Source organism: Streptomyces sp. NPDC048211, from assembly GCF_043202315.1.
Taxonomy (GTDB): domain Bacteria; phylum Actinomycetota; class Actinomycetes; order Streptomycetales; family Streptomycetaceae; genus Streptomyces.
The window spans coordinates 185,344-211,719 of the sequence record NZ_JBIDAD010000006.1; the positions used below are offsets into that span (position 1 = coordinate 185,344).

Annotated in this window: 22 protein-coding genes; 12 read left to right on the top strand and 10 right to left on the bottom strand. The window is 71.7% G+C overall.

Features of this window, described 5'->3' with window-relative positions:
• Positions 1–208: 208 nt before the first annotated feature.
• The 4 genes from ACGFZA_RS23105 (at position 209) to ACGFZA_RS23120 (ending at position 4,558) form a co-directional block, all read left to right on the top strand.
• The gene (locus ACGFZA_RS23105; protein ID WP_393681579.1) at positions 209–2,032 is read left to right on the top strand and encodes an alkyl/aryl-sulfatase; all 1,824 of its coding nucleotides are present in this window, start codon (positions 209–211) and stop codon (positions 2,030–2,032) included.
• 226 nt (positions 2,033–2,258) lie between these two features.
• Positions 2,259–3,347, top strand: a complete 1,089-nt coding sequence (locus ACGFZA_RS23110) for an LLM class flavin-dependent oxidoreductase (protein ID WP_385277946.1) — start codon at positions 2,259–2,261, stop codon at positions 3,345–3,347.
• A 4-nt stretch (positions 3,348–3,351) separates the two neighbouring features.
• The gene (locus ACGFZA_RS23115; protein WP_385277944.1) at positions 3,352–4,005 is read left to right on the top strand and encodes an FMN reductase; all 654 of its coding nucleotides are present in this window, start codon (positions 3,352–3,354) and stop codon (positions 4,003–4,005) included.
• Between the two features lie 130 nt (positions 4,006–4,135).
• Complete coding sequence (locus ACGFZA_RS23120; RefSeq protein WP_385277942.1) at positions 4,136–4,558, top strand: universal stress protein; 423 nt, start codon at positions 4,136–4,138, stop codon at positions 4,556–4,558.
• A gap of 163 nt (positions 4,559–4,721) precedes the next feature.
• Here the strand turns inward: ACGFZA_RS23120 and ACGFZA_RS23125 are convergent, their stop codons facing one another.
• Positions 4,722–5,120 carry a hypothetical protein gene (locus tag ACGFZA_RS23125; RefSeq protein WP_385277940.1) on the bottom strand — a complete coding sequence of 133 codons (399 nt, stop codon included), beginning with the start codon at positions 5,118–5,120 and terminating at the stop codon, positions 4,722–4,724.
• Positions 5,121–5,242: 122 nt separating this feature from the next.
• Here ACGFZA_RS23125 and ACGFZA_RS23130 point away from each other — a divergent pair, with 122 nt between their 5' ends.
• The 5 genes from ACGFZA_RS23130 to ACGFZA_RS23150 all read left to right on the top strand — a co-directional run bounded on the left by ACGFZA_RS23130 (position 5,243) and on the right by ACGFZA_RS23150 (position 10,699).
• Entirely contained in the window at positions 5,243–6,136 is an 894-nt protein-coding gene (locus ACGFZA_RS23130; RefSeq protein ID WP_385277938.1) for a hypothetical protein, read from the top strand.
• Complete coding sequence (locus ACGFZA_RS23135; RefSeq protein ID WP_393681583.1) at positions 6,133–7,131, top strand: endonuclease/exonuclease/phosphatase family protein; 999 nt, start codon at positions 6,133–6,135, stop codon at positions 7,129–7,131. Before ACGFZA_RS23130 ends, ACGFZA_RS23135 begins: the two co-directional genes overlap by 4 nt.
• 116 nt (positions 7,132–7,247) lie before the next feature.
• On the top strand, positions 7,248–8,210 hold the full coding sequence (locus ACGFZA_RS23140; protein WP_393681909.1) for an NADP-dependent oxidoreductase: 963 nt from the start codon (positions 7,248–7,250) through the stop codon (positions 8,208–8,210).
• Between the two features lie 119 nt (positions 8,211–8,329).
• Complete coding sequence (locus tag ACGFZA_RS23145) at positions 8,330–8,590, top strand: DUF2630 family protein (protein WP_385277934.1); 261 nt, start codon at positions 8,330–8,332, stop codon at positions 8,588–8,590.
• 192 nt (positions 8,591–8,782) lie between these two features.
• A complete protein-coding gene (locus tag ACGFZA_RS23150) occupies positions 8,783–10,699 on the top strand; it encodes an FUSC family protein (protein ID WP_385278021.1) in 1,917 nt (638 codons plus the stop codon).
• A gap of 64 nt (positions 10,700–10,763) precedes the next feature.
• Here the strand turns inward: ACGFZA_RS23150 and ACGFZA_RS23155 are convergent, their stop codons facing one another.
• Positions 10,764–11,171, bottom strand: a complete 408-nt coding sequence (locus ACGFZA_RS23155) for an RNA-binding S4 domain-containing protein (protein WP_385277932.1) — start codon at positions 11,169–11,171, stop codon at positions 10,764–10,766.
• A 297-nt stretch (positions 11,172–11,468) separates the two neighbouring features.
• On the opposite strand from ACGFZA_RS23155, the gene ACGFZA_RS23160 reads away from it, so the two are divergent.
• On the top strand, positions 11,469–12,998 hold the full coding sequence (locus ACGFZA_RS23160; RefSeq protein WP_393681586.1) for a VWA domain-containing protein: 1,530 nt from the start codon (positions 11,469–11,471) through the stop codon (positions 12,996–12,998).
• Here the strand turns inward: ACGFZA_RS23160 and ACGFZA_RS23165 are convergent.
• The gene (locus tag ACGFZA_RS23165; RefSeq protein WP_385277928.1) at positions 12,947–14,143 is read right to left on the bottom strand and encodes a sensor histidine kinase; all 1,197 of its coding nucleotides are present in this window, start codon (positions 14,141–14,143) and stop codon (positions 12,947–12,949) included. The two genes, ACGFZA_RS23160 and ACGFZA_RS23165, sit on opposite strands and share 52 nt — an antisense overlap.
• On the bottom strand, positions 14,140–14,793 hold the full coding sequence (locus ACGFZA_RS23170; RefSeq protein WP_385278019.1) for a response regulator transcription factor: 654 nt from the start codon (positions 14,791–14,793) through the stop codon (positions 14,140–14,142). The genes ACGFZA_RS23165 and ACGFZA_RS23170 overlap by 4 nt, the downstream gene beginning before the upstream one ends.
• A 148-nt stretch (positions 14,794–14,941) precedes the next feature.
• Here ACGFZA_RS23170 and metG point away from each other — a divergent pair, with 148 nt between their 5' ends.
• Positions 14,942–16,552, top strand: a complete 1,611-nt coding sequence (metG, locus tag ACGFZA_RS23175; RefSeq protein ID WP_393681589.1) for a methionine--tRNA ligase — start codon at positions 14,942–14,944, stop codon at positions 16,550–16,552.
• 539 nt (positions 16,553–17,091) lie between these two features.
• Here the strand turns inward: metG and ACGFZA_RS23180 are convergent.
• From ACGFZA_RS23180 to aspS, 3 genes are all read right to left on the bottom strand, one after another.
• A complete protein-coding gene (locus ACGFZA_RS23180; RefSeq protein ID WP_393681591.1) occupies positions 17,092–17,916 on the bottom strand; it encodes a L,D-transpeptidase family protein in 825 nt (274 codons plus the stop codon).
• Between the two features lie 376 nt (positions 17,917–18,292).
• A complete protein-coding gene (locus tag ACGFZA_RS23185; RefSeq protein ID WP_385277921.1) occupies positions 18,293–19,240 on the bottom strand; it encodes an intradiol ring-cleavage dioxygenase in 948 nt (315 codons plus the stop codon).
• A gap of 142 nt (positions 19,241–19,382) precedes the next feature.
• On the bottom strand, positions 19,383–21,200 hold the full coding sequence (gene aspS, locus ACGFZA_RS23190; protein WP_385277919.1) for an aspartate--tRNA ligase: 1,818 nt from the start codon (positions 21,198–21,200) through the stop codon (positions 19,383–19,385).
• Positions 21,201–21,352: 152 nt separating this feature from the next.
• On the opposite strand from aspS, the gene ACGFZA_RS23195 reads away from it, so the two are divergent.
• Entirely contained in the window at positions 21,353–23,464 is a 2,112-nt protein-coding gene (locus tag ACGFZA_RS23195; protein ID WP_385277917.1) for a SpoIIE family protein phosphatase, read from the top strand.
• Between the two features lie 38 nt (positions 23,465–23,502).
• Here ACGFZA_RS23195 and ACGFZA_RS23200 read toward each other — a convergent pair whose 3' ends face one another.
• The 3 genes from ACGFZA_RS23200 to ACGFZA_RS23210 all read right to left on the bottom strand — a co-directional run bounded on the left by ACGFZA_RS23200 (position 23,503) and on the right by ACGFZA_RS23210 (position 26,323).
• The gene (locus tag ACGFZA_RS23200) at positions 23,503–24,603 is read right to left on the bottom strand and encodes an AI-2E family transporter (RefSeq protein ID WP_385277915.1); all 1,101 of its coding nucleotides are present in this window, start codon (positions 24,601–24,603) and stop codon (positions 23,503–23,505) included.
• 84 nt (positions 24,604–24,687) lie between these two features.
• Positions 24,688–25,644 (bottom strand): pirin family protein, encoded by a 957-nt coding sequence (locus ACGFZA_RS23205; protein WP_393681595.1) that lies wholly within the window; start codon positions 25,642–25,644, stop codon positions 24,688–24,690.
• Positions 25,645–25,882: 238 nt separating this feature from the next.
• Positions 25,883–26,323, bottom strand: coding sequence for an SseB family protein (locus ACGFZA_RS23210; RefSeq protein ID WP_018522179.1), 441 nt, complete (start codon positions 26,321–26,323; stop codon positions 25,883–25,885).
• Between the last annotated feature and the right edge of the window lie 53 nt (positions 26,324–26,376).

The window sequence follows — 26,376 nt, forward strand, 5'->3', positions numbered from 1 at the left end:
AGCGCGCTCCCGGCCCCGGACTCCCGGTCCGCCGCACGGTCGAGGCCGGTTCCGCCACCGCTTCCCGCTCCGGTTCCGATGTCCGCCTCCGTCCGCCCGGGGCTCGGGTGGCCTCCGTACCGGTTCAGCGTACGCACCGGCCGACACCCCATTCATAGAAAATGGGATGAAATGCATAGATAACCCGATTGGGTTCTACTGAGTTGTCATGAGCGAACTTCCGTTCCATGACACGACCGATTTCGAGAACGCCGACCGCGGGTTCGTCGCCGCGCTCGAACCCGCTGTGGTGAAGGGCGGCGACGGCCGCGTCGTCTGGGACAACGACGCGTACGCGTTCCTGGACGGCGACTGCCCGGACACCGCGCACCCCAGCCTCTGGCGGCAGGCGCAGCTCTGTTCCCGGCAGGGGCTGTACGAGGTGGCCGAGGGCATCTACCAGGTGCGCGGGCTCGACCTCTCGAACATGACGCTGGTCGAGGGCGACGCGGGTGTGATCGTCATCGATCCGCTGCTGTCCGCCGAGACCGCCGCCGCGGCACTCGCCCTGTACCGGCGCGAACGCGGGGACCGGCGCGTCACCGGGATGATCTACACGCACTCGCACGCCGACCACTTCGGCGGCTCGCGCGGGGTGCTGGCCGAGGGCGAGGAGGACGGCCTTCCGATCCTGGCCCCCACCGGGTTCCTGGAGCACGCGGTCAGCGAGAACGTGTACGCCGGGAACGCCATGACCCGGCGCGCCGTGTACATGTACGGCGACCGGATCGACAAGGCGCCGGACGGGCAGCTCGGCGCCGGGCTCGGCATGACCACCTCCACCGGGACGATCACGCTCATCCCGCCGACCGTGGACATCACCCGTACGGGCCAGGAGGAGACGGTCGACGGCGTACGGATCGTCTTCCAGATCACGCCCGGCACCGAGGCCCCGGCCGAGATGAACTTCCTCTTCCCGGACCGCCGCGCGCTGTGCCTGGCCGAGAACGCCACCCACAACATGCACAACATCCTGACGCTGCGCGGCGCGGTCGTACGCGACTCGCGGATCTGGTCGCACTACCTGGACGAGGCGATCGAGCTCTTCGGCGACTCGATGGACGTCGCCTTCGCCTCACACCACTGGCCGACCTGGGGCGCCGGGAACGTGGTGGAGTTCCTGGCCGTCCAGCGCGATCTGTACGCGTACATGCACGACCAGACACTGCGGCTGCTCAACGCCGGCCTGACGGGTCCCGAGATCGCGGAGGAGATCGAGCTGCCGCCCGCACTGGAGAACTCCTGGCACGCGCGCGGCTACTACGGATCGCTCAGCCACAACGTGAAGGCGATCTACCAGCGCTACCTCGGCTGGTTCGACGGCAACCCGGCCCACCTCTGGGAGCACCCGCCGGTCGCGGCGGCGGTTCGGTACGTGGAGTGCATGGGCGGCGCGGACGAGGTGGTCGGCAAGGCCGCGAAGTACGTGGAGCAGGGCGATCTGCGGTTCGCCGCGACACTCCTGAACCACGTGGTCTTCGCCGACGGCTCCGACCGGCAGGCCCGCTCCGATCTGGCCGCCGTCTACCGCAGGCTCGGGCACGGCTCGGAGAACGGCACCTGGCGGAACTTCTACCTGATGGGCGCCATGGAGCTGGAGGAGGGCCCGGACACCAACCTCCTGGACCCCGCCAACCCCGAGGTGGCGATGGCCCTCACCGTCGAACAACTGGTCGACTCGATCGCGGTACGGGTCGACGGGCCGCGCTCCTGGGACAAGGACCTGGTCATCGACCTGGACCTGACCGACCAGCACACCCGCCACCGCCTCACCCTGCACAACGGGGCCCTGACCCAGCGCGCCACCACGGACACCTCCCCGGCCAGGACCCCGGCCGGCCTCACCCTCACACTGACCAAGCCACAGCTGCTCGGCGTGTTCGCCGGGCGCGGGCTCGAAGGTGTGCGGACGGAGGGGGACCCGGCGGTGCTGGACGAACTGTTCTCCGTGCTCGCCGAGGCCGACACGTCCTTCCCCATCGTGACTCCGTAGGCAAGACCCGTCCCGTACGGGACGCAGCCGCGGCCGGCCGGCACCCTTCGGGGTGCCGGCCGGCCGTGGAACAGGGTCCCTGTCCGGCCGCGGCACGGCCCGCGCCCGGCTGCGGAAACGGGGAGGCGGCCGACCGCGGAATAGGGAAGCGGGGTGCTCCGTTGTAGGGTGTGTTCAGTTAGTTCAACGTTCAACCACCTGAAGCGATCACCTGGAGGCGGGCGCCATGCAGTTCGGGATCTTCACCGTCGGGGACATCACCACCGACCCGACGACCGGCACGACGCCGACCGAGAACGAGCGGATCAAGGCCACCGTCGCCATCGCACGGAAGGCCGAGGAGGTCGGCCTCGACGTCTTCGCGACCGGCGAGCACCACAACCCGCCGTTCGTCCCGTCCTCCCCGACGACCACCCTCGGCTACATCGCGGCCCGCACCGAGCGCATCATCCTGTCCACCTCGACGACCCTGATCACCACCAACGACCCGGTGAAGATCGCCGAGGACTACGCCACGCTCCAGCACCTCGCCGACGGCCGCGTCGACCTGATGATGGGACGCGGCAACACCGGGCCGGTCTACCCCTGGTTCGGCAAGGACATCCGCCAGGGCATCCCGCTCGCCATCGAGAACTACGCCCTGCTGCACAAGCTGTGGCGCGAGGACGTCGTGGACTGGGAGGGGAAGTTCCGTACGCCGCTGCAGTCCTTCACCGCGACGCCGCGCCCGCTGGACGGCGTGCCGCCGTTCGTCTGGCACGGGTCCATCCGCTCCCCGGAGATCGCCGAGCAGGCCGCGTACTACGGCGACGGCTTCTTCCACAACAACATCTTCTGGCCCATCGAGCACACGAAGAAGATGGTGAACCTCTACCGGCAGCGCTACGCCCACTACGGCCACGGCACCGCCGAGCAGGCCATCGTGGGCCTGGGCGGCCAGGTGTTCATGCGCAAGAACTCGCAGGACGCGGTACGGGAGTTCCGCCCGTACTTCGACAACGCGCCGGTCTACGGACACGGGCCGTCGATGGAGGACTTCACCCAGCAGACGCCGCTGACCGTCGGCTCCCCGCAGGAGGTCATCGAGCGGACGCTGTCCTTCCGGGACGCCGTCGGCGACTACCAGCGCCAGCTGTTCCTGATGGACCACGCGGGACTGCCGCTCAAGACCGTCCTGGAGCAGCTCGACATCCTCGGCGAGGAGGTCGTGCCCGTGCTGCGCAAGGAGTTCGCCAACCTGCGGCCCGCCGGGGTGCCCGAGTCGGCGCCCCTGCACCCGGCCGTCGCCGCCGCCACCGACGCGAAGGAGAGCTGACACCGTGTTCGCCACCGAACCGCTGAGGATCGTCGCCGTCTCGGCCGGACTGAGCAGCCCCTCGTCGACCAGGCTGCTGGCCGACCGGCTGGTCGCGGCCACCCGGGAGCGGCTGGACGCCGAGCAGGACCGCCCGGTCGAGGTCCGGGTGATCGAACTGCGCGACCTGGCCGTCGACATCGCGGGCAACCTGGTGTCCGGGTTCCCGTCGGCCAGGCTGGAGGAAGCCATCGGCGCGGTGACGGGGGCCGACGGCCTGATCGCCGTCACCCCGGTCTTCACCGCCTCGTACAGCGGCCTGTTCAAGTCGTTCTTCGACCTCGTCGAGAACACCGCGCTGACCGGCAAGCCGGTCGTCGTCGCGGCGACCGGCGGCACCGCCCGGCACTCGCTGGTCCTGGAGCACGCCATGCGTCCGCTCTTCGCCTACCTGCGGGCCGTCACGCTGCCGACGTCGGTGTACGCGGCGTCGGAGGACTGGGGTTCGTCGGGCGACGAGTACACCGAGGGCCTGCCGGCCCGGATCCGGCGTGCGGGCGGCGAGCTCGCGCAGGCGATCACGGGCGGCCGGGCGGTCTCCGGGGCCTCCAGGTCCCTCGGCCTGGACGACGAGGTGGTCCCCTTCGAGCGGCAGCTGGCCGACCTCCGCTTCGACTGACCGCTTCGACTGACCACCCCGGAGACTTTCCTTTCGTCCGGTTTGACTACAGTTGCGGGAGAAGGTGCGTCGTGCGGGGATTCCGTACGACGCGTCCGCTTGACCAAACGGAACCGAGCTGGAGGCAGACATGGGCAGGATCGTGGTGGGCGTTGACGGCTCCGAAGCGTCGGTCAAGGCACTGCACTGGGCCGTACGCCAGGCGGAGCTGACCGGCGACACGGTGGAGGCCGTCAACAGCTGGGAGTACCCCGCGACCAGCTGGGCGTCCATGATGCCGGGCCTGCCGGAGGACTTCGACCCGCAGGCGCTGGCCACCGTGTCCCTCACCGAGACGCTGGAGGAGGCCCTCGGAGCCTCGGGTGCCGCGGCGGTCAGCAAGGTCGTGGTGATCGGCAACCCGGCGCAGGCCCTGCTCGACCGGGCCCAGGGCGCGAATCTGCTGGTCGTGGGCGCGCGCGGGTACAGCGGCTTCAAGGCCACCCTGCTCGGCTCGGTGAGCCTGCACGTCACCCAGCACGCCGCGTGCCCGGTGACCGTGGTCCGCGACTGACCACGACCACGGCGCAGACACGCCGGACGGGCCCGCGCCGCCGAGGCGCGGGCCCGTCCGGCGTGTGGGGAGCCCGTCCAGCGTGTGCCCAGCGGGACGCGCGTCCCGGCCGGGGCGCAGGGCTCCGTTGCGGAGAGCCTCGGCGCTCCATGCCGGGCGAGCGTCAGTTCTTCCGCGTGTAGAAGACGTAGAACGCGGCCAGCAGCATCGCGGCCCCGGTCAGCAGGCCCAGCACCGACGCGGCCAGCACGCTCTTGTCGGACAGGCTGTAGAGGAAGCCGATCGAACCGCCGAACAGCGCCCCGTAAGAGGCTGCCGCGAGCTCGGCAGGCAGGCGCTTCTGCACCCGGCCCAGACCGAAGCAGAGCGCCGCGAGCACGGCGCCGGAGACCAGTCCGAGCGCGAGCTGGGTGCCGGTCAGCACACCGCCGCCGCGGACGATGGATGTCGCGTACCAGCCGAGGATCACGCCGAGCGTGACGGGCACGGCCCAGCTGAGCGTGGAATGGCGCCGGGCACGCGCATGTGTTCCGCGTGCCTGCACCGAAGCGTGTGCGGCCATGGCAGCGAGCTCCTTCCGTCGCCCCCGCTTTCTCTTCAAGGGCACACCCGGCCGTCGTCCCCGGCAACTCGGATGGCCTACGGCCCGGGGCGCGGCGCCCGCATCCGCGGTTCCCTGGTGAGGTGCGGACCTACTTCTCTGCGGCTCTCTCGGTGGCATTCCTGGTGCTGCTCGCCGTCCTGGTGCCGTTGAGCGCGCTCTCCGCCTGGGTGGATCTGGAGATCGACGACACCGACCGCTATGTGGCCGCGGTCGCGCCGCTCGCCTCCGATCCCGATGTGCAGAACACCGTCGCCGACCTGATCACCGACGAGGCGATGAAGCAGATCGACGTCGGCCCGCTCCAGGACACCGTCCGCGACTTCCTCCACCAGGCCGTGCAGTCCTTCACCACCACCGAGGCGTTCCAGGCCGCCTGGAACGCCGCCAACCGCACCGCCCACGAGGCCGTCACCGCGGCACTGGACGGCGACAGCGGCGAGAGCGTCACCATCGATCTGGCGCCCGTGACGGAGAAGGTGAAGCAGAACCTGGTGGACAACGGGGTGCCGTTCGCCGACCAGATCCCCGTCCAGCACACCGACATCCGGATCATCTCCGCCGACCGCGCCGACCAGATGCGCCAGAGCTTCCGGTGGCTGCGGGCCGCCAGTGTGTGGCCGGCGGTCGGCACGCTCGTGTTCGCCCTGCTCGCCATCGTCCTGGCCTGGGTGCGCGGCGGGCCCGGCCGTCGCGGCTCGGTCCTGGCCGCGCTCGCCGCGACCGCCGTCGCCGGGGCCGGGTTCGCCCTCGGCGCGCTGGTGCTGCGCGGGGCGATCGCGCTGGCCCGCAACCGGGTGCTGGCCGAGGTGCCCGGCAGCGAGACCGACGGGGCGGCGGCGGTGTACGACGCGCTGACGGGTTCGTTGCGCACCACGGTGTGGATCGTCTTCGGTACCGGCCTCGCCGTGGCCGTGTGCGCGGTGGCGGCACGGATCTGGGCCCAGCGGGTGCTGCCGGTACCGTCCGGGGCATGAGGGGACCGCTGTCCCGGCGTCCGGGGCACGAGAGGGCCGCCGTCCCGAGAAACGTCCCGCTCGGCGCGGCCGCGCTCCTTCTCACCGGCGTGAGCCTCGTGATCGGTTTCCGGGCCGCCGACGCCGACGGCCCGACGCCCGTCCCGCAGGCCCTGGCCTTCCTGCCCTGGCTCCTGGTGCCCGGAGCCGCCGGTCTCGGCCTGGCCGCACTGGCCCGGTGGCGCGGCGGCCTGGTGTGGGCGGCGGTGGCGCTCGCGATGACCGTGTGGTTCGTGCGCCCGTACGGCCCCGGCAGCACGGGCGCCCACGGTCCGGTGGCGGCCCGGCTGGACGTCCTCACCTCCAACGTGGAGTTCGGTGGCGCGACGGACGCGCTGATCACGACGGTCCGCCGCGAACGGCCCGATGTGGTCTTCGTCCAGGAGTGCGACTTCGCGTGCGCGGACGCCCTCGCGGCCCGTGTCCCGGCCGCCTCGTACCCGTACCGCGACGTCGTACGGCTCGACGGTTCGCTCGGCTCGGCGATCCTCAGCAGGCTCCCGCTGCGGCCGGCGGGCCGGGTCGGGGGCACGATGGCGATGCCGGGCGCGGTCGCCGTCGTCGCGGGCCGGGAGGTGCGGCTCCAGCTCGCGCACCCCATGCCACCGGTCCCCGGCGGGGTGTCCGTCTGGCGCCGCGAACTCGGCCGGATCCGCGACCTCGCCGCCGCCGTCCGGGAACGGCCCGCCGTCGTGGCGGGCGACTTCAACGCCTCCCAGGACCATGCCGCCTTCCGGGCCGTCCTGGACGCGGGCGCCCTGCACGACAGCGCCCGCCTCGCCGGCTCCTCCCGCACGTACTCCTGGCCCGCCGACCGCGCCACGCCGCTGCGCACCCAGATCGACCATGTGCTGGTCAGCGAGGAGTTCTCGGTCCGCTCGGCCCGCTTCCTGCGCCTCGCCGCCACCGACCACCGGGCGCTCCTCGTCGCCCTGGAACTGCACGACGGGGGCTGAGATCCGGACGGGTCGGCGGCCGGAATCCCGGGCCCGCACACGCCGAGGTGCGGGCTCAGGCGGGCCGGGGAAGAGTGGAGGGGGTGACTGCCGGGGGCTACTGGGAGGTCTTCCGTATGCGCGCCATCGCCGTCAGCACGTTCCGGTCCGATCCCAGCCTGGTCGAGGTCCCCAAGCCGGAGCCGGGACCCGGCGAGGTAAGGATCAGGATCGAGTACGCCTCGGTCAACCCGCACGACTGGCAGCTCACGGACGGCACCCTGGACGGCCTCGCGCCCCAGACCTTCCCGCTGGTCGTCGGCGCGGACTACGCGGGCCGGGTGGACATGATCGGCAGCGGCGACAACCGCTTCCGGGTCGGCGACCACGTCTTCGGCCGGTCCGGCGGTCCGGCGGCCGGTGCGGGGACGTACTGCGACTACGTCTGCGTGCCGCAGGACTCCGCCATCGCCCTCGTCCCGCGCGGCCTCGACTCCCGCATCGCGGCCGCGCTGCCGTCCGCCGGGATGGCCGCCGCCCAGATCCTGGAGGCGGTGGAGCTGCGCGGCCACGAGAGCCTGCTGGTCGTCGGTGCGGCGGGCGGTGTCGGCAGCTGTCTGACCCAGCTCGCCAAGGCCCGGGACGTGCGCGTGATCGCGGCGGTGCGCGGCAACGAGCGGTCCAGGATGGGTTCCTTGGGCGCCGCCGCCACGATCGACGTCACGGAGGGTCCGGCTGCCGACGCGATACGGGCGGCCTGCCCGGACGGCATCGACGCGCTGGCGGACCTGGCCTCCGCGAGCCCCGAGGCGTTCGCCGCCCACGCGGAGGCGCTCCGGCCGGGCGCCATCGCGCTCTCCACCCGCGCCGTCGCGGCCGCGGCGCGGCTCCCCGGCAGGGTGCGGGGCATCGACTTCCGCCTCGATCCGAGCCCGGTCCTGCTCGACGTGCTGGCCGCGGGCGCCGCGGACGGCATCCTGCGCGTCCCCGTCGACATCGAGCTCCCCCTGGAGAAGGCCCCCCAGGCCCTGGACCGCAACCGCACCGGCGGCGCGCGCGGCAAGACCGTCATCGTGCTGCGGGACCACGGACACCGGTGAGAGGGCTCCGGTGAGAAGACACCGTTGAGAGGACCCTTGAGAGGGCTCCGGGAGGGACGAAGCCCGCCCGCTCGCGGACACCGCCGAGAGGGTCCCGTGAGCGGGCTCCGCCCGGTCCCGTGAGCGGGCTCCGCCGGAGACGGCCCCCGCCCGCTCACCGACCGCCGTCGAAAGGGGTCCGTCCGAGACGTCCGCTCGGCCGCGCCGCCCCGGAACCCGGCCTCGCCGCCGACGGGCGGGCACGACTGCGTACCGTGGAGACCGGGCTCGACCGGTGCCGACACCTGCCGCGGCAGCGCCGTGCGTTGAGCGGGTCCGGCGAGGACCCCTCACCGGAACGGGCCCGCCCGGCCGACGAGGCCGAGCGGTATCGAAGCTGACCGCCGAACGGTGAAGGGGGCGCGTTGAAAGGCACCGGAGCCGACGCGGGCGCGAAGGACGACGGCGCGGGCGGGGACGACGGCACCGAAGCCGGCGGCCCCGGTGGCCTCGGCAGCCGGCTCGGGGGCGTCGCGCCACCGGTGACGGCCGCCGGCTCCACCGTCCGCCCCACCCCGGCCCAGCGGCGGGCCATGCCGCCCGTCTGGCTCCGCTACGGCCTGCGTCCGCAGCCCACCCCCATCCCGTGGGCCGCCGTCGCCCGCGCCTCCGTGGCGCTCGCCGCGCCGCTCGCCGTCGGATTCGCCGTCGACCGGCCGGTGTACGGGGCGCTGGCCTCCATGGGCGCCCTGTCCGGCGTGATCGGCGACACCGCCGACGCGTACCGGATGCGCATCCTCAACATCGCCGTGCCGCAGCTGTTCGGCGCCCTCGGCATCATGATCGGCACGCTCGTGTACGGGACCGGCTGGGCCGCCGTCGCGGTGCTCACCCTCATCGGCCTGGCCTCCGGGATGATGTCGACGATCGGCGCCGTCGCCTCCGTGTCGGGTCTGCTGCTCCTGCTCAACTCCGTGGTGGGCGCCGGACTTCCGATGCCGGACCCGTGGTGGGTGGCGCCGCTCCTGCTGACGCTGGGCGGGCTGTTCGTCCTCGCCCTGACCCTGCTGGCCTGGCCGTTGCGGCGGAAGCTGCCGGAACGGGTCGCTGTCACGGGCACCTATCGCGCGGTCGCCGACCTGCTCGCCGCCGCGGGCACCGACGCCTACGAGGAGAAGCGACAGGCCGTCACGGAATCCCTCAACACCTCCTACGACCTGATCCTCGCGCGCCGCGCCCGCTACCACGGCCGCAGCGGCGCGATGGTGCGGATGCTGTCCCAGCTGAACGTCGTCATCCCACTGGTCGAGGCGGCTCCCGCCGTCCACGTGCGGCGGCTCCGGCTGCCCGAGGCGATCCCTGAAGCGGTGCGGGCCCTGGCCGCGGACGTGGCCCAGGGCCGCACCACCGGCGCCGAACCCGACCTGCCCGCCCCGGACTCGCCCGCCACCCGGGCGGTCGACAGCGCACTGCGCCACGCCTTCGCGGTCGTCCACAAGGCCGAACCCGATCCGTACAACGTCGACGACCGGCTGGGCCGGCCCGCCGCGCTCGGGGTACGCGTCCGCCGCGCCACCCGCAACGTCCTGCTGTCCGGACCCTCGTGGCGGTACGGACTGCGCCTCGCGCTCTGCATCGGGCTGGCCCAGGCGCTGACCTCGCTGGTCGACGTGCCGCGCTCCTACTGGGTGGCGCTGACCGTCACCTTCGTCCTCAAGCCCGACTTCGGCTCGGTGTTCTCCCGCGCCGTGCTGCGTTCCGTGGGCACGGCCGCGGGACTCGTCATCGCGGCGCCGGTGCTGGCGGAGGTGCCGATCGGCTGGTGGGACGTACCGGTGATGGCGCTGCTCGCCGCTCTGATCCCCGCGCTCACGGCGAAGGGGTACGCCTTCCAGACCGCGGCCGTCACCCCGGTCATCCTGCTGCTGTCCGATCTGCTGAACCACCAGGGCGTGCACCTGGTCTGGCCGCGTTTCCTGGACAGCCTGATCGGCTGCGCCATCGTGCTGGTGGCCGGATATCTGCTGTGGCCGGAGAGCTGGCACACCCGGATCGGCCACCGGCTGGCCGACGCGGTCACGGACATCGCGGACTACGTCGCGTACGCGTTCGAGCCGGGCGGTGACGGCGACCGGGCCGAGCGGGTCCGGGTCCGCCGCCGCATCTACCGCGATCTGTCCTCCGTACGCTCCGAGTTCCAGCGCGCCCTGACCGAGCCGCCCCCCACCGGCACCCGCGCCGCCGCCTGGTGGCCGCTCGTCGTCGCCGTGGAACGCATCGTGGACGCCACGACGGCAGCCCGCGTACGCGTCAACCACGGGGCCCCGGAACCGGAACCGGAGGAAGTGGCCGTGGTGCGGCGTCAGCTCGTCGAACTGGCGGACGGGATACGGGCGAGCGAGGTCCTCGTGGAGGTGCGCGCCGAACTCCCGGGCGACGACGACGGCGTACTCGCCCCGCTGCGCCAGGAGGTCGCGGCGGCCCGGGCCATCGCCTCACCCCGGCCGTAGGCCCACACGCCGCGCCCGCCACTCGGAGGGCCCGGGAACCGTCAACCGGAAGGCTCGACCACCGTCACTCCGAGGGCTCGGGACCCGCGCCCCGCAGCCGGTCCATCTCGCGCCGGTCCCGCTTCGTCGGCCTGCCCGCGCCCCGGTCCCGTACGGGAACCTGGATCGCCGCCTCGCGCGGCGGCGGGGGAGGGCTGTTGTCGACGAAGCACTCCGCGGCCACGGGTGCCCCGACCCGCTTCTTCACGATCTTCGACACGACGACGACCCGGTCCCGGCCGTCGTGCCGCAGCCTCACCTCGTCGCCGACGCGCAACGCCTGGGCGGGCTTGGCCCGCTCACCGGCGACCTTCACATGACCCGCGCGGCAGGCGGCCGCTGCCTGCGCACGGGTCTTCGTGAGCCGGACCGACCAGATCCAGACATCAACCCGAACGCTGCCTGCCGCCTGTGGCGCCTCACCGGAAACCATGGGTCCGACTCTAATGCGGTGGACACGCGCGGGACCGGCACAAGTCGTCACCCCCCAGGGACAGGTGACAGGTACAGGTGAAGGACCGGCACCGGTCCTTCACCACAGCCGCCCCGGCCCGGGCCGGACAGCCCGAGGACTCGGTCCGGGATCGGTTGCGGCTCAGTTGTCCCACAGGCGGGCCGTGCCACCGAAGGGCCGGATCCGGCCGCTAACCTTACGTATCCGCCCTGGCCAGGGATCAATTCCCGCAGTACGGACATTCATCGCACCCAACTCATGCGAAAGGCCTCGCCCATGGGCATTCGGAGCTTGCTGCGCAAGGTGTTCGGCCGTGACCGCACGGAGCAGGACGAGCCGACGACGGCCACGGTCCCGCCTCAGGGCGAGCGCACCCTGGCCCCGGAGCCGGTGGCGGTGGACGAGCCGGCGGCCGAACCCGCTCCGGCCGTCAAGGCGTCGGTGCCGGCCCCCGCGTCCCGGTCCACCGCGGACGACGGCGGAGCGGCGGCCGACCTCGTCGCCGCTGCCTTCGACAAGGCCGCCGCGCCCGCCCCCAAGACCGTTCCCACGGTTCCGTCGCAGGGGTCCGGGTCCCGGACGAAGGCCGCCGAGCCCGCCGAGGCCGCGAAGCCCGCGGAGGTCGCGGCGCCGGCCGAGACCGCTGAGCCCTCCGAGGCCGCTGAAGTCGTGGAGCCGCTTGCGCCGGAGGCCGCGGCGGAAGCCGAGGTCGTGGCCGAGGCCGAGGCAGCAACGGCCGGGGCGGAAGCAGAAGCCGAGGTCGTGGAGACCCCGGCGGAAGCCCCCGTCGCGGTGATCGAGGCGCCTGCCGAGGAGACCCCGGCCGAGGCCCCCGCCGCCGAACCCGAAGCCGTCACGGCACCCGGAACCGTCACCCCCGCCGCCGCGCCGGAGACCGTCGCGGCGGCAGCCGAGATCGAGACGGTCGCAGCCGCCGCCGAGCCCGAGCCGATCACCATCGACATGGACCCGGAACCCGAACCGGAGCCGCTCCCGGAGCCCGAGCCGGTCGCGGCCGAGGCCACCCCCGAGCCCGAGCCGGTCGTGGCCGCGCCGCTCCCGGAGCCCGAACCGGTTACCGCCGCGCCGCTCGCCGCACCCGAACCGGTCGCCGCGGAGGCCCCCGCCGGCAAGCCCGCGCTCACCCTCGCCAAGGTCAAGGCCCGCGCGCCCGAGCTCGTCGCCCCGTACAAGGCGGCGCAGGCCGGGCTGAAGGCGCACGGACTCACCGGACTGCGCGCCACCGTCTACCTGGTGCTCGACCGTTCCGGCTCCATGCGGCCGTTCTACAAGGACGGCAGCGCCCAGCACCTGGGCGACCGCACGCTCGCCCTCGCCGCGCACCTCGACGAGAGCGCCACCGTCCAGGTCGTCTTCTTCTCGACCGACATCGACGGCACCGGCACGGTGGAGCTGGAAGGTCACGAGGGCCGGATCGACGAGCTGAACGCGGGCCTCGGCCGCCTCGGCCGGACGAACTACCACCGCGCCGTCGAAGAGGTCGTCGCCCACTACGAGAAGTCCGGAGCCACCGGCCCGGCGCTGGTGATCTTCCAGACGGACGGTCCGCCGGACGTCAAGCAGGCCGCCCGCCAGGCGCTCAACGAGGCGGCTCGGCTGCCTCTGTTCTTCCAGTTCGTCGCGTTCGGTGACGAGGAGTCGAAGGGCTTCGACTTCCTGCGGAAGCTGGACGCCCCGAACGCCGGCTTCTTCCACGCCGGCCCCGCGCCCCGCGAGGTCGCGGACGCCGCGTTCTACCGCGAGGTGCTGGCCGCACTGCCCGCCTGGGTCGCCGCCACCACCTGATCCAGCGGCAGGCGTACGGTCACGGCGAGCCCGCCCTCCGGGCCCGGCACCGCCGTGACCGTACCGCCGTGCGCCACCGCTATGGAGCGCACGATCGAGAGCCCGAGCCCCGAGCCCCGCCCCATCCGGTCCTTGCCCTCACCCCGCCGGAACGGCTCGAACAGGCCGGGAATGTCCGCCGCGTCCACCACCGGACCGGTGTTGCGCACCTCCAGCAGCGCCCCGCCGCCGGCACGGGCCAAGGACACCGCCACGCTCCCGCCGGGGACGTTGTACGTCACCGCGTTGGCCAGCAGATTGGCCACCAGCTGAGCCAGCAGCAGCCGGTTCCCGCGCACCGCGCAGCGCTCGGTGTCGAGCGCCACCCCCGGATGCCGGCCCGACTCCTCGGCCACCACCCGGTCCAGGTCCACGGTCTCCCGCTCGCTCTGCGCCAGCCCCCGCTCGCTGCGCGCCAGCACCAGCAGCCCCTCGATGAGGCGCTCGCTGCGCCGGTTGTTGTCCAGCAGCGTCTGCCGGGTCCGTACGAGATCGTCGGGCGTCGGATCGTCCAGACCCACCTGGATCGCCGCCCGCTGCGTGGCCAGCGGGGTGCGCAGTTCGTGCGAGGCGTTGGCGATGAAACGGCGCTGGCTGTCGAAGGCCTTCTCCAGCCGGGCGAGCAGCGCGTCCAAGGTGTCGCCCAGCTCCTTGAGCTCGTCGTCGGGTCCGCTGGAGGCGATCCGCTCGTGCAGCGTGTGCTCGGAGAGCCGGCGCGCCTTGGCGGTCATGGCGTGCACGGGCCGCAGGACCCGCCCGGCCGTCCACCATCCGACACCCACCGCGCACGCCGTCATCACCAGCAGGGCGGCCGCGGACCAGACGAGCAGCTGGTGCCCGGCCGCGTCGCTGACGTGGTCGGTGAGGTCGTAGACGGTCGGCGGCCCGAGGCTGCGCCGGGTGACGAGGGGGCCGTTGACCGCGTAGCCGGGCTGGACGACCGCGGCGGTGCGGGCGATGGCGCGGGCCTGCGAGTCGGTACCGGCGCGGGAGGCGAGGTTGACCGTGGCGAGCAGGGCCGTACCGAGTACCAGGAAGACACCCCCGTACACGAGCGCGATCCGGGTCCTGATCGTGGCGTGCGGCACGCCGGCCCAGCGCTTCACAGGGCGTACCCCACGCCCTGCACGGTGCGGATGACGGCGGGCTCCCCGAGCTTTCCGCGCAGCTTGCTCATGCAGACGCGGACCGCACCGGTGAAGGGGTCGGCGTTGGCGTCCCAGGCACGCTCCAGCAGCTCCTCCGCGCTGACCGTCCCGCCGTCGGCCTCCAGCAGCAGCTGGAGCACGGTGAACTCCTTCGGCGAGAGGTCCAGCTCCCGGCCGTCCCGGCTCGCGGTGCGGCGGACGGTGTCGAGCCGGATGCCGTACCGCACCAGCTGCGGCGGTACGGGGCGGGCGCTGCGCCGCCGCAGGGCGCGGACCCGCGACACGAGCTCGGGGAACTCGAACGGCTTGCCCAGGTAGTCGTCGGCGCCCAGGTCGAGCCCGGAGACGCGGTCCTCCATGGACCCGGCGGCCGTCAGCATCAGGATCCGGGTCCGGGAGCCGGAGGCGACCAGTCCGCGGGCCACGTCGTCGCCGTGCACCCGGGGCAGATCGCGGTCCAGCACGACGACGTCGTAGTCGTGCAGGCCCAGATAGGCCTGGGCGGCATCACCGCTGTACACCGTGTCGACGGCGAATCCGGCCCGCCGCAGCCCGGTCGCGACCAGCTCCGCCAGGATCTCCTCGTCCTCGGCGACCAGTACCCGCATCGTGATGTCCCCTGCCTCGTGCATGCGTGTCCACTCCCTCCCAGGATGCGTCTTTGCTACCGGAAGAGATGTTTCGCAAAGCTCTCCGCATCCCCCGCCGGGTTTATGGGTGTGAGTGGATCTCCCCCGGACCGTTAGGATTTCGACCATGGCGGCCACTGGATCAGAGAAGCAGGGGGGCGACGACGTGAAGAGTTTCTACGTGTCGACCCCCATTTACTACGTCAACGACGCTCCTCACCTGGGCCACGCCTACACGACCGTCGCAGGCGACGTGCTCACCCGCTGGCACCGTCAGCGCGGCGAGAAGGTGTGGTACCTCACCGGCACGGACGAGCACGGTCAGAAGATCATGCGCACGGCCGAGGCGAACAACGTCACGCCCCAGGCGTGGTGCGACAAGCTCGTCGAGGAGGCGTGGAAGCCCCTCTGGGAGCACCTGAACATCGCGAACGACGACTTCATCCGTACGACGGAGAAGCGGCACACCGACCGTGTGCAGGAGTTCGTGCAGGACCTGTACGACAAGGACCAGATCTACAAGGGCGGGTACGAAGGCCCGTACTGCGTCGGCTGCGAGGAGTACAAGCTCCCCGGCGACCTGATCGAGGCCGAGGACGGCACGAAGCTGTGCCCGATCCACAAGAAGCCGGTGGAGCTCCTCAAGGAGGAGAACTACTTCTTCAAGCTCAGCGAGTACGGCCCGAAGCTGATGGAGTTCTACGCGGCCAACCCCGGCTTCATCCAGCCGGAGTCCGCGCGCAACGAGATCGTGAACTTCGTCAAGCAGGGCCTGCAGGACCTGTCGATCTCCCGCTCGACGTTCGACTGGGGCGTCCCGGTCCCGTGGGACGACAAGCACGTCATCTACGTGTGGGTCGACGCGCTGCTCAACTACGCGACGGCGGTCGGCTACGGCGCCAACCAGGAGAAGTTCGACGGTACGTTCCCGGCGAACGTGCACCTGATCGGCAAGGACATCCTGCGCTTCCACTCGGTCATCTGGCCGGCGATGCTGATGGCGCAGGGTCTGCCGCTGCCCGGCAAGGTCGTCGCCAACGGCTGGCTGATGGTCGGCGGCGAGAAGATGTCGAAGTCGAATCTGACGGGCATCAAGCCGCAGGACCTGACCTCGCACTTCGGCGTGGACGCCTACCGCTGGTACTTCCTGCGGGCCATCGCGTACGGCAGTGACGGCTCGTTCTCCTGGGAGGACTTCACCGCCCGCTACACCTCCGAGCTCGCCAACGACTACGGCAACCTGGCCTCGCGCCTCGCGGCCATGGTCGGCAAGTACTACGGCGGCGTGCTCCCCGAGGCCACGGCCGCGGGCGAGGCCGAGCAGGCGGTCCAGGAGGGCCTGGTCAAGGCCGTCACCACGGCCGACCGGAAGATCGGCGAGGAGCTGGACTTCCAGGGCGGCATCCTGGCGGTCTTCGACTTCGTGAAGCAGGTCAACGGCTACATCACGGAGCAGGAGCCGTGGAAGGTCGCCAAGGACGAGTCGCCGGAGGGCAAGGCCCGCCTCGCGACCATCCTGTACACGGCCTCCGAGGCACTGCGCGGTGTCGCGGTCCTGCTGAACCCGGTCATGCCGGACACCTCGCAGAAGCTGTGGGAGTCGCTGGGCGCCGAGGAGTCCCTGGGCGCGCTGTCCGACCAGCACGTGCAGGACGCGGGCACGTGGGGTCTGCTGCGTCCGGGTGCCACGGTGACGAAGGGCGCGGTGCTGTTCCCGCGTCTGGAGGAGAAGCCGTAGGCCCCTTGCGGGGCCTGGTCCTTGGTTGTCGCCTGTCCCGTCCGGGGCTTGGGTCTTTGTCCTCAAGCGCCGGACGGGCTTGGCTGTGGGCGCCGAGCCCCGTGGGGGTGCGCCTGCGCCTGTGGGTGGGGGCGGGGCCCCTCCGGGGCGTCTCCTCAGAAACCGGCGTGGCACCCGGACACGTTGCGGGGGCCGGGTAGTACGCCAATTTCCTGCGGGGACGCCCCTGCACGGCCCCACCCGAGCCCGTCGTGCGCCCGCACCCACGCGACACCACCGGTGAAAGAACCGAGGGTTCCGGCGCACGACGGGCTCGGGTTCGGAGGCGTGCAGGGGCGTCCCCGCAGAACGACGAACACATACCGGGGTCCTCTGCGTGAGACCGGAAACGTTCGTCGTTTGAGGAGACGCCCCGGAGGGACCCCGGACCCACAAGCGCAGGCGCACCCCACGGGCTCGGCGCCCACACCAAGCCCGTCCGGCGCTTGAGGACGAAGACCCGCGCCCCGGACCGGGGGCAACCGACAGGCGAAGGGGCCTCAGCGGCTCAGCGACGCCGCGTCCCCCATCACGATGACCGGCTCCTTCGCCGGGTCGAGGACGCCCAGCAGCTCCTTCATCCGGTCCTCGGTGACCGAGACGCAGCCCTGGGTGGGGCCGCCGTGGTCGACGTGGATCCAGATGCCGCCGCCTCGTTCCTCACCCAGGGGGCGGGTGTGGTCCAGGGGCGAGGTGCCGGGGACGCGGTTGTAGTCGATGGCGATCACATAGTCGAAGGAGCCCTCCAGCGGCTCCCCGTGGAAGCCCTCGCCCTCCGCCTTGAAGTCCGGGCTCAGGTCGTACGGGAAGGCGGTCTCCGGGGGATCGAGGCGGCCTCCCGCCGCGGTCAGGGTGAAGACGCCCACGGGCGAGCGCAGGTCGCCCTCCCAGTGCTCGGCCGTCCAGCCGTTCAGGGCGTTGTGCGCGGGCCAGGGAGCCAGGGCCGCACGCCAGCCGACGGCCGGGTCGTCCCGGGTGTAGAGCACGGCCGTGGAACGGTTGGAGTCCGGCGACTGGCCGGTGACGACGAACGCCTGGTGGGCCCCGGCCGGGATCTGCGCGCGGGTCTGCGGCCCCAGCCCCGGGATCTCCCGCGGCGGGGCCGGCGGTGGTGACGGTGTGGGCGCCACGCCGGCCGCCCGGGTCCGCCCGGGTGCACCGGCCGCACCGGGCGGACCCGGTACGCCGGTGGCGCCCTCCGCCTTCGTCGTGGCACCGCTCCCGTCCGTACCGGCCAGGGTGCCCGCCCCGCACCCGGCCAGCAGCAGCAGGAGCGCGGCACAGACGACGAAGGGCAGGCGCAGCGGAACACGGGGCTCGGGCACGGAGGGCTCCTCAGCGGTCGGTGGGGCGACCGCGGAGGCCCTGCGGACGCGGTCCTCGCCATCCGCCGTACCGGGGTCGGCCCAGGCAGTCTTTGCCGCAGCGGAAGCCCGCCAATCCGGTACCGGGGCCATCCGGGTCTCACCGTTCGGGTGATTCCTGTACTTGTATGCGCGCAGCCATGTGTCGCCGGGCAGCGCGAAGAGCCCGGGACCGGGGTGGATATCCGGTGCCGGGCCCTTCGTCTCCGCGGGGGAACGGAGGCCTGAGGAGGCTGCGGTGATACGTGCGGATCAGCGCGAGGAGGAGGGGTGCGGGGTGATCAGCGCGGGGTGCACCGGAGAGGGGTGCACAGGAGAGGGGTGCGTCGGGGCGTGATCACATCCCGGTTCCGTCGTGCGTCTCGTCCGGGTCCACGCCCATCGTGATCGAGCCGACGACGCCGCGCGCCATGTGGTTCTTCCGGTACGAGAGCTTCAGCAGCCCGCCCGTGACACCGCTCTGGTCGTAGATGGTGTCCTCGGTCAGGGTCGTACGGGTGGTGGTGCTGGCGGAGTACGGTGCGACCTTCGCCGAGTCGAGGACCGCGGACTCCGCGAAGAAGAACTGGCCGGTGTGGCAGGTGTGCCCGCCCTCGTACCCGGCGTCCGTCATCTTCCCGCCGACGTGCACCTTGGTGTGGATGTGCACGGCGCGGCCCTGGTACCAGCCCGGGAAGATCGTCTTGAACTCCACGTAGCCGTGCTTGTCGGTGAGCCGGGTGCCGCGCAGGTAGCGCTCGTCGTCGGTCGGTTCGCTGTGTCCGCCGCCACCGCCCGGGCCTCCGGACGGGGGCGTGCCGGTCGGGGGCGTACCGGTGGGGGCGTCCGTCGGGGTGCCGGTCGGGGCGTCCGTGGGGGCACCGCTCGGCGGGGTGCCCCCACCGCCGGGGCCGCCCTGGCTCATGCTCTCGTAGCCGGAGTAGACGCCCAGGGCGTCGCAGTGCCAGATGTCTACGGCCGCCTGCTTGACGGGCTTGCAGGTGTCGGTGTCGATCACCTTGAGCCGGAGGGTCATCGGGATGCCCTCCTTGTCCTCGGTGATGTCCTTACGGATCTTGTCGGCATCGATGTAGTACGGGCCCTCGGTGGTCTCCGAGGTGAGCCGGTAACACACCTCTCCCTGACCGGAGCCGCCCTTCTTCCCCGTGCCGCCGCTCTCCCCCGGCGAGGCGTTCGCTACGGCCCCGGCCCCGATCCCGGCCGCGGCGACGATGGCTCCGCCGCCGATCATCATGCGGCGCCGGGTCAAGTCCTTCTTGTGTGCGGGTCCTTGAGTCTCTGTCATGCGGAGGAGGCTAGGCAGCCCAGCTGGCAGGGACATGGGCACGGGCTGTGCGTTCCTGTGCGTCCACCATGCACACGAAAGCAGTCCCCGGCCGGGCGGCCGGGGACTGTTTCACGTGGAACCGAAGCGGAACCGCTGACGCCTACTTCGCGCCGGTGTCCCTCGCCACGGAGTCCTTGGCCTCCGCCTTCTCCTTGGCCTGCGCGACCGGCTTGCGGAGCTGGATGTTCAGCTCGCGCAGGCGGGTCTCGTCCAGCTCGCTCGGGGCGCCCATCATCAGGTCCTGGGCGTTGCCGTTGAGCGGGAAGGCGATGGTCTCGCGGATGTTGGGCTCGTCGGCCAGCAGCATCACGATGCGGTCGACTCCCGGGGCGATGCCACCGTGCGGCGGGGCGCCGAGGCGGAACGCGCGCAGCATGCCCGCGAACTCCCGCTCGACGGTCTCCGCCTCGTAGCCGGCGATCTCGAAGGCCTTCAGCATGACCTCGGGCTCGTGGTTACGGATGGCGCCGGAGGACAGCTCGATGCCGTTGCAGACGATGTCGTACTGCCACGCCAGGATGTCGAGCGGGTCCTTCTCCTCCAGGTCCTTCATGCCGCCCTGGGGCATGGAGAACGGGTTGTGCGAGAAGTCGATCTTGCCGGTGTCCTCGTCCTTCTCGTACATCGGGAAGTCGACGATCCAGCAGAAGCGGAAGACGCCCTCCTCGAAGTGACCGGCGCGCTTGGCGGCCTCGACGCGGACGACGGACATGATCTTGGAGACCTCGTCGAACTCGCCCGCGCCGAAGAAGACGGCGTGGCCGGGAACGAGGGACAGCCGCTCGGTGAGGGTCTTGATGTCCGTCTCGGTGAGGAACTTGGCGATCGGTCCCGCCAGCGTGCCGTCCTCGCCGACGCGGACCCAGGCGAGGCCCTTGGCGCCGTGCTCGACCGCGTACGCGCCGAGGCCGTCGAAGAACTTCCGGGACTGGCCCGCGGTGTCCGGCACCGGAAGAGCGCGGACGTGCTTGCCGGCGAAGGCCTTGAACTCCGAGTCCGCGAAGATGTCGGAGATGTCGACGAGCTCCAGCTTGGCCCGCAGGTCCGGCTTGTCGTTGCCGTACTTCAGCATCGACTCGCGGAACGGGATGCGCGGGAACGGCGAGGTCACGTGGCGGCCGTTGCCGTACTCCTCGAAGAGCTCGGTCATGAGCTTCTCGATCGGCTGGAAGACGTCCTCCTGCTCGACGAACGACATCTCGACGTCGAGCTGGTAGAACTCGCCGGGCGAACGGTCGGCGCGGGCGTCCTCGTCGCGGAAGCACGGTGCGATCTGGAAGTAGCGGTCGAAGCCGGAGATCATCAGCAGCTGCTTGAACTGCTGCGGCGCCTGCGGGAGGGCGTAGAACTTGCCCGGGTTCAGACGGGACGGGACCACGAAGTCACGGGCGCCCTCGGGGGACGTCGCGGCGAGGATCGGGGTCGCCATCTCGTTGAAGCCGAGGGCCACCATCTTGGAGCGGATGGAGGCGATGACGGACGAGCGCAGCATGATGTTGCGGTGCATGCGCTCGCGGCGCAGGTCGAGGAAGCGGTACTCCAGGCGCCGCTCCTCGTTGACCCCGTCCTCGGCGTTGATCGTGAAGGGCAGCGGGGCGGCCTCGCCCAGCACCTCGACCTCGGTGACCTCGATCTCGATCTCACCGGTCGAGAGCTCCGGGTTGACGTTGTCGGCGCCGCGGGCGGAGACCTTGCCGTCGATCCGTACGACGGTCTCCTTGGTCAGCTTCGCCAGGGCGTCGTTGCCGGGGGTGCCGGGGCGGGCGACGAGCTGCACCAGACCGTAGTGGTCGCGCAGATCGATGAAGAGGATGCCACCCAGGTCTCGGCGATTGTGCAGCCAGCCGCTCAGCCGGACGTCGGTGCCGACGTCAGAGGCGCGGAGCTCGCCGCAGGTGTGGGACCTGTACCGATGCATCGTCGTTCATCCAGTCTTCGCGGTTGGGGGCGGATTCAGCCACCCCAGGCTACCGCCCGCGACCGGACCGTTTCATTGTCATTGTCCGTATCAAGATCGCCGACCGGCCCTCGGCGCTGCCCCGCAGGCACAGGCCGGTTTAAAGTGGGGCAATGCGCACCGAGGAAGTCCTGGCCGCCACCGCGACCGGTCTGTGGCGCTGGGACAACCGGGCCGGGACGGTCACGCTGGACGCGGAAGCGGCCCGGATGCTCGCGCTGCCCGCCGAGGCCGGGGTCTACCGCGAGTCGGAAGTACGTTCCCGCTTCCATCCCGTCGACTGGAACGAGATCTACGGGGTGGTGAACCTCGCGGTCGCCGAGGGCACGCTCGCCGAGTCCCGGGTGCGGATCGTGGACGAGCACGGCCGGGTGCTGCGTACCGTACGCAGCCGCTCCAAACCGCTCCCGTCCGATGCGGGCGACGGGGCGGCCGACGAGGCGGACTACATCCTGGTCGGCACTCTTCAGGAGGTCGCCGAACCGCAGCCCGGCGCCACGGGGGTGCACACCCCGATCACCGGCGACTGGCGGCGCTCGCGCGAGGCGTTCCTGCTCGACGCGGGACGGGCGCTGGCCGAGGCCCGCTCGACGGCCGAGGTACTGCGCGTGGCCTACTCGCTCTCCATGCCCGGCTTCTCACCGGACGGGCTGGCGGTCTTCGGAGTCGAGGGCGAACGGCTGACGATCATCGGGCACCACGGGCACAACATGGGCGACGAGGGACCCTTCAGCGACATGCCGCTGGAGACGGACTACCCGGCCGCCGAGGTCGTACGGACCGGGCGGGCGGTCTATCTGCCGTCCCCCGCCGACTACCGCGACCGCTACCCGGCCACGTGGCCGCTCGCCCGGCGGTTCGGACGCCGCTCCTGGGCCTTTCTCCCCCTGGTCACGGCGGGCCGCACCATGGGCACCTGGATGGCCGGGTTCCGGCATCCGGTGTCCTTCTCGCCGGACGAGCGGTCGGTGCTGACGACCGTGGCCCGGATGCTCGCCCAGGCGCTCACCAGGGCCGGGGTCGCGGAGACGGAGCGGGAACTCTCGCTGGGGCTCCAGCGCTCGATGATGCCCTCCCTGGGGCCCGACATCCCGGGGATGACGGTGGCCGCCCGGTACGTCCCGACCGGGGGCGGCCTCCAGGTGGGCGGCGACTGGTACGACATGATCCCGCTCCCCAGCGGCCGCATCGCGCTCGTCATCGGTGACGTCCAGGGGCATGACGTGCGCGCCGCGGGGCTGATGGGCCAGCTGCGGATCGCCCTGCGCGCGTACGCCTCCGAGGGGCACCGCCCGGACGCGGTGCTCTCGCGCGCCTCACGCTTCCTGTCCGGGCTCACCGACGCCTACGAGGAGGACGAGCAGTCGGGGGCGCGCTTCGCGACCTGCCTGTACGCGGAGGCGGACCCGGACACCGGCACGCTCGACATCGCGCGGGCCGGCCACCCCGATCCCGTGGTCATGACCGGCGACGGCACGGCCGTCATCCGGCAGACCCAGGGCGGGCTGCCGCTCGGCATCGAGGCCGACGCGGACTACCCCATGACCCGGATCACGCTGGAGGCCGGAGAAACGATCATGCTGTGCACGGACGGGCTGATCGAGACCGGCGGGCACGACCTGGCCACCGGCTGGGTCCGGCTCCGGCCGGTCCTGGAGCGGCACACCGACGATCTGGAGAAGCTCGCGGACGAGCTGGTGCAGGCCGTGCACGGACCGGCCTCGCACTACACGACGGGACCGCTCGCCGACCGCCGCGAGGACGACATAGCGGTCCTGCTGCTGCGCCGCGAGGTCTCCACGGCGCACCCGGCCGCGCCCCGGCGGACCGCGTTGACCATCGCCCAGGCCGAACCGGAGCGGATCGCCGCGGCCCGCACGCTGATGCGCGAGCTGCTGCACGACTGGGCGGACCCGGAGCAGGTCGACTCGGCCGTGCTGATGGTCTCCGAGATGGCCACGAACGTGCTGGTCCACACGGACGGCGACGCGCTGATGGTCGCGCAGGCGAGCGGGGAGCACGGCAGGCGGCGGCTGCGGGTCGAGGTGTCGGACGGCAGTGACGAGCTGCCGCACAAGCGGCGGCCCGGCGAGATGGCGTCCAGCGGCCGGGGCCTGGTGCTGATGGAGATGCTCGCCGATGCCTGGGGGGTGGATCCCCGGGGCGCGGGGAAGTCGATCTGGTTCGAGCTGTACGAGTCGGTGGAGGCGGAGCCGCAGCCGTAGCCGGGGCGTGGCGGGCCGTTGGCCGGGGCGCCCGCGCCCTACGACCCTGCGGGCGGTGGCACGGTCCCACCGGGCGGCTCGGCGGGCGGGTGCGGGTCCTCGGCGCGGTTCCCGCGCAGTTCACCGATGATGCCGAAGACCGCGGCGCACACCGGCACCGCCAGCAGCATCCCCAGCAGACCCGCCACGCTCGCCCCGGCGGTCAGCGCGATGAGGATCATGGCGGGATGCATCTGCACGGTCCGGCTCTGGATCATCGGCTGCAGCACATGCCCCTCCAGCACCTGGACGGCGAGGACGACTCCGAGCGCCCAGAGCGCGATCGTGAACCCCCGGTCCGCCAGCGCCACCAGAACCGCGACGGCCCCCGAGAGGAAGGCGCCCAGGTAGGGGATGTACGCCCCGACGAAGACCAGTGCCCCCAGCCCCACCGCACCGGGCACGCGCAGGATCAGCAGACCGATGGTGATGCAGACCGCGTCGATGAGCGCGATGAACGTCGTCCCGCGCATGAATCCTTCGACGGCCTCGAACGCCCGCCGCCCCATCGCCTCGACCAGGTCCCCGGTGCCGCGCGGGGCGATGGTGTGGGCGAGGTTCACGGCCCGGTCCGAGTCGCGCAGGAAGAAGAAGGTCAGCAGGAGGGAGAGCACGGCGGTGGCGAGGAACGAGCCGACGAGGCTGATACCGGAGAGGATCCCGCCCGCGGCGCTCGCCCCGAACTTCTCGACGAGCTTCTTGGCGTTGTCCGCGAGGGCGTCGACGTTCGCGCCGTCCTCCAGCCCGAAGTGGTCGATGACCCACTGTCCGGCGTCCTTGAGCGAGTCGACGATCTGGTCGCCGGTCTCGATGAGCGCCGCCACGACGATGTAACCCGCACCACCGCCCACCGCCACGAGCAGGGCACAGGTGACCCCGGCTGCCACGGACCGGTTCACCCCGTGGGCGGTCATCCGGCGGTGGACCGGGCCGAGCAGCGCCGTACCGAGCAGCGCGAGCAGGACCGGGGTGACGGCGGTCTTGAGGATGATGCACAGGAAGATGGCGACGGCCGCGACACCGGCGACCAGGAGGACGACACCGCACCAGGCAGCCGTGCGCCGGGCGACATCGGGCAGGAGGGGCTTCTGGGTCTGCACCCTCTCACCCGATCACGCCACGGGAGCGATGTCCCGCCCGTGCCGCCGTACGAGTGATGGACCGTCATACGGCGGCGGCGGGGCTCACATTCCGTGGACGGCGGGCACCGAGCCGAGACGGCCGGCCTGGAAGTCCTCGAAAGCCTGCTTCAGTTCGGCCTGGCTGTTCATCACGAACGGCCCGTAGTGCGCCATCGGCTCCCGGATGGGACGGCCGCCGAGCAGCACGACCTCCAGGTCCGGGGTGTTGCCGTCCTGCTGCTCGTCCGCGCGGACGGTCAGCGAGGAGCCGGTGCCGAAGACCGCGGTCTGGCCCACGTGGACGGGACGGCGCTCCGCACCGACGCTGCCGCGGCCGGCGAGCACGTACGCGAGGCCGTTGAAGTCCTCGCGCCACGGCAGCGTCACCTCGGCGCCGGGGCGCACGGTGGCGTGGATCATCGTGATGGGGGTGTGGGTGACGCCCGGGCCCTCGTGGCCGTCGAGCTCGCCCGCGATCACCCGGAGCAGCGCGCCGCCGTCCGGGGAGGCGAGCAGCTGGACCTGGCCGCCGCGGATGTCCTGGTAGCGCGGGGCCATCATCTTGTCGGCCTTGGGCAGGTTCACCCAGAGCTGGAGGCCGTGGAAGAGGCCGCCCGACATGACGAGGGACTCCGGCGGCGCCTCGATGTGGAGCAGCCCGGATCCGGCCGTCATCCACTGGGTGTCGCCGTTCTGGATGGTGCCGCCGCCCCCGTTGGAGTCCTGGTGCACGAAGGTGCCGTCGATCAGGTACGTCACGGTCTCGAAGCCGCGGTGGGGGTGCCACGGGGTGCCCTTCGGCTCTCCGGCGGCGTACTCCACCTCACCCATCTGGTCCATCATGATGAACGGGTCGAGGTACTTGTAGTTGATCCCCGCGAAGGCGCGGCGGACCGGGAAGCCCTCGCCCTCGAACCCGCTCGGAGCCGTGGTCACGGCGAGCACGGGGCGGGCCACGGCGTCGCCGGCGGCGGCGACCTTGGGCAGGGTCAGCGGGTTTTCGACGGTCACTGCGGGCATGAGAGCCACCTCCGGGGGACTGTTCTGGAACCAATTTAGTTGAATGGTGAACATCCTGCAAGGCGTCATCCATTCCCGGCCCGTTCCCGCGCCCATCCGGAGCGGCGGACGGGGGCGACGGAGGGACCGGCGGAAGGGCAGCGGGAGGGGCAGCAGAAGGGGCCCGTACCGCCGAGCGGTACGGGCCCCTTCCCGAAGGACGGCGATCAGCCGTCTGCGCAGCAATGGCGTCTAGGTCCTAGCCATACATGCGGCGCATCGCGAAGTCGACCATCTGCTCCACGGCCTTGGCGTCGAAGACCATGCGGTGCTCACCCTCCATGTCCAGGACGAAGCCGTAGCCGGTGGGCAGCAGGTCGATCACCTCGGCCCCGGTGATCACGAAGTACTTGGACTCCTTGCCCGCGTACAGCCTCAGCTCCTTGAGCGTGGTGAACATCGGGATCACGGGCTGCTGGGTGTTGTGCAGCGCGAGAAAGCCCGGATTGTCGCCCCGCGGACAGTAGACCTTCGACGTCGCGAAGATCTGCTGGAAGTCCTCGGCGGCCAGCGAGCCGGTCGTGAAGGCCCGTACCGCGTCGCCCAGCGAGGGCGGCGAGGGTTCGGGATACAGCGGCTGCTCGCCGTAGCCGCCACCCATCGGCTGCTGTGCGCCCTGGTTCTGGTCGTAGCCGTACATGAGGCAAAGAGTAATCGGACACATCTGGCCGTTGAGGGGTTGCGTCTTATTAC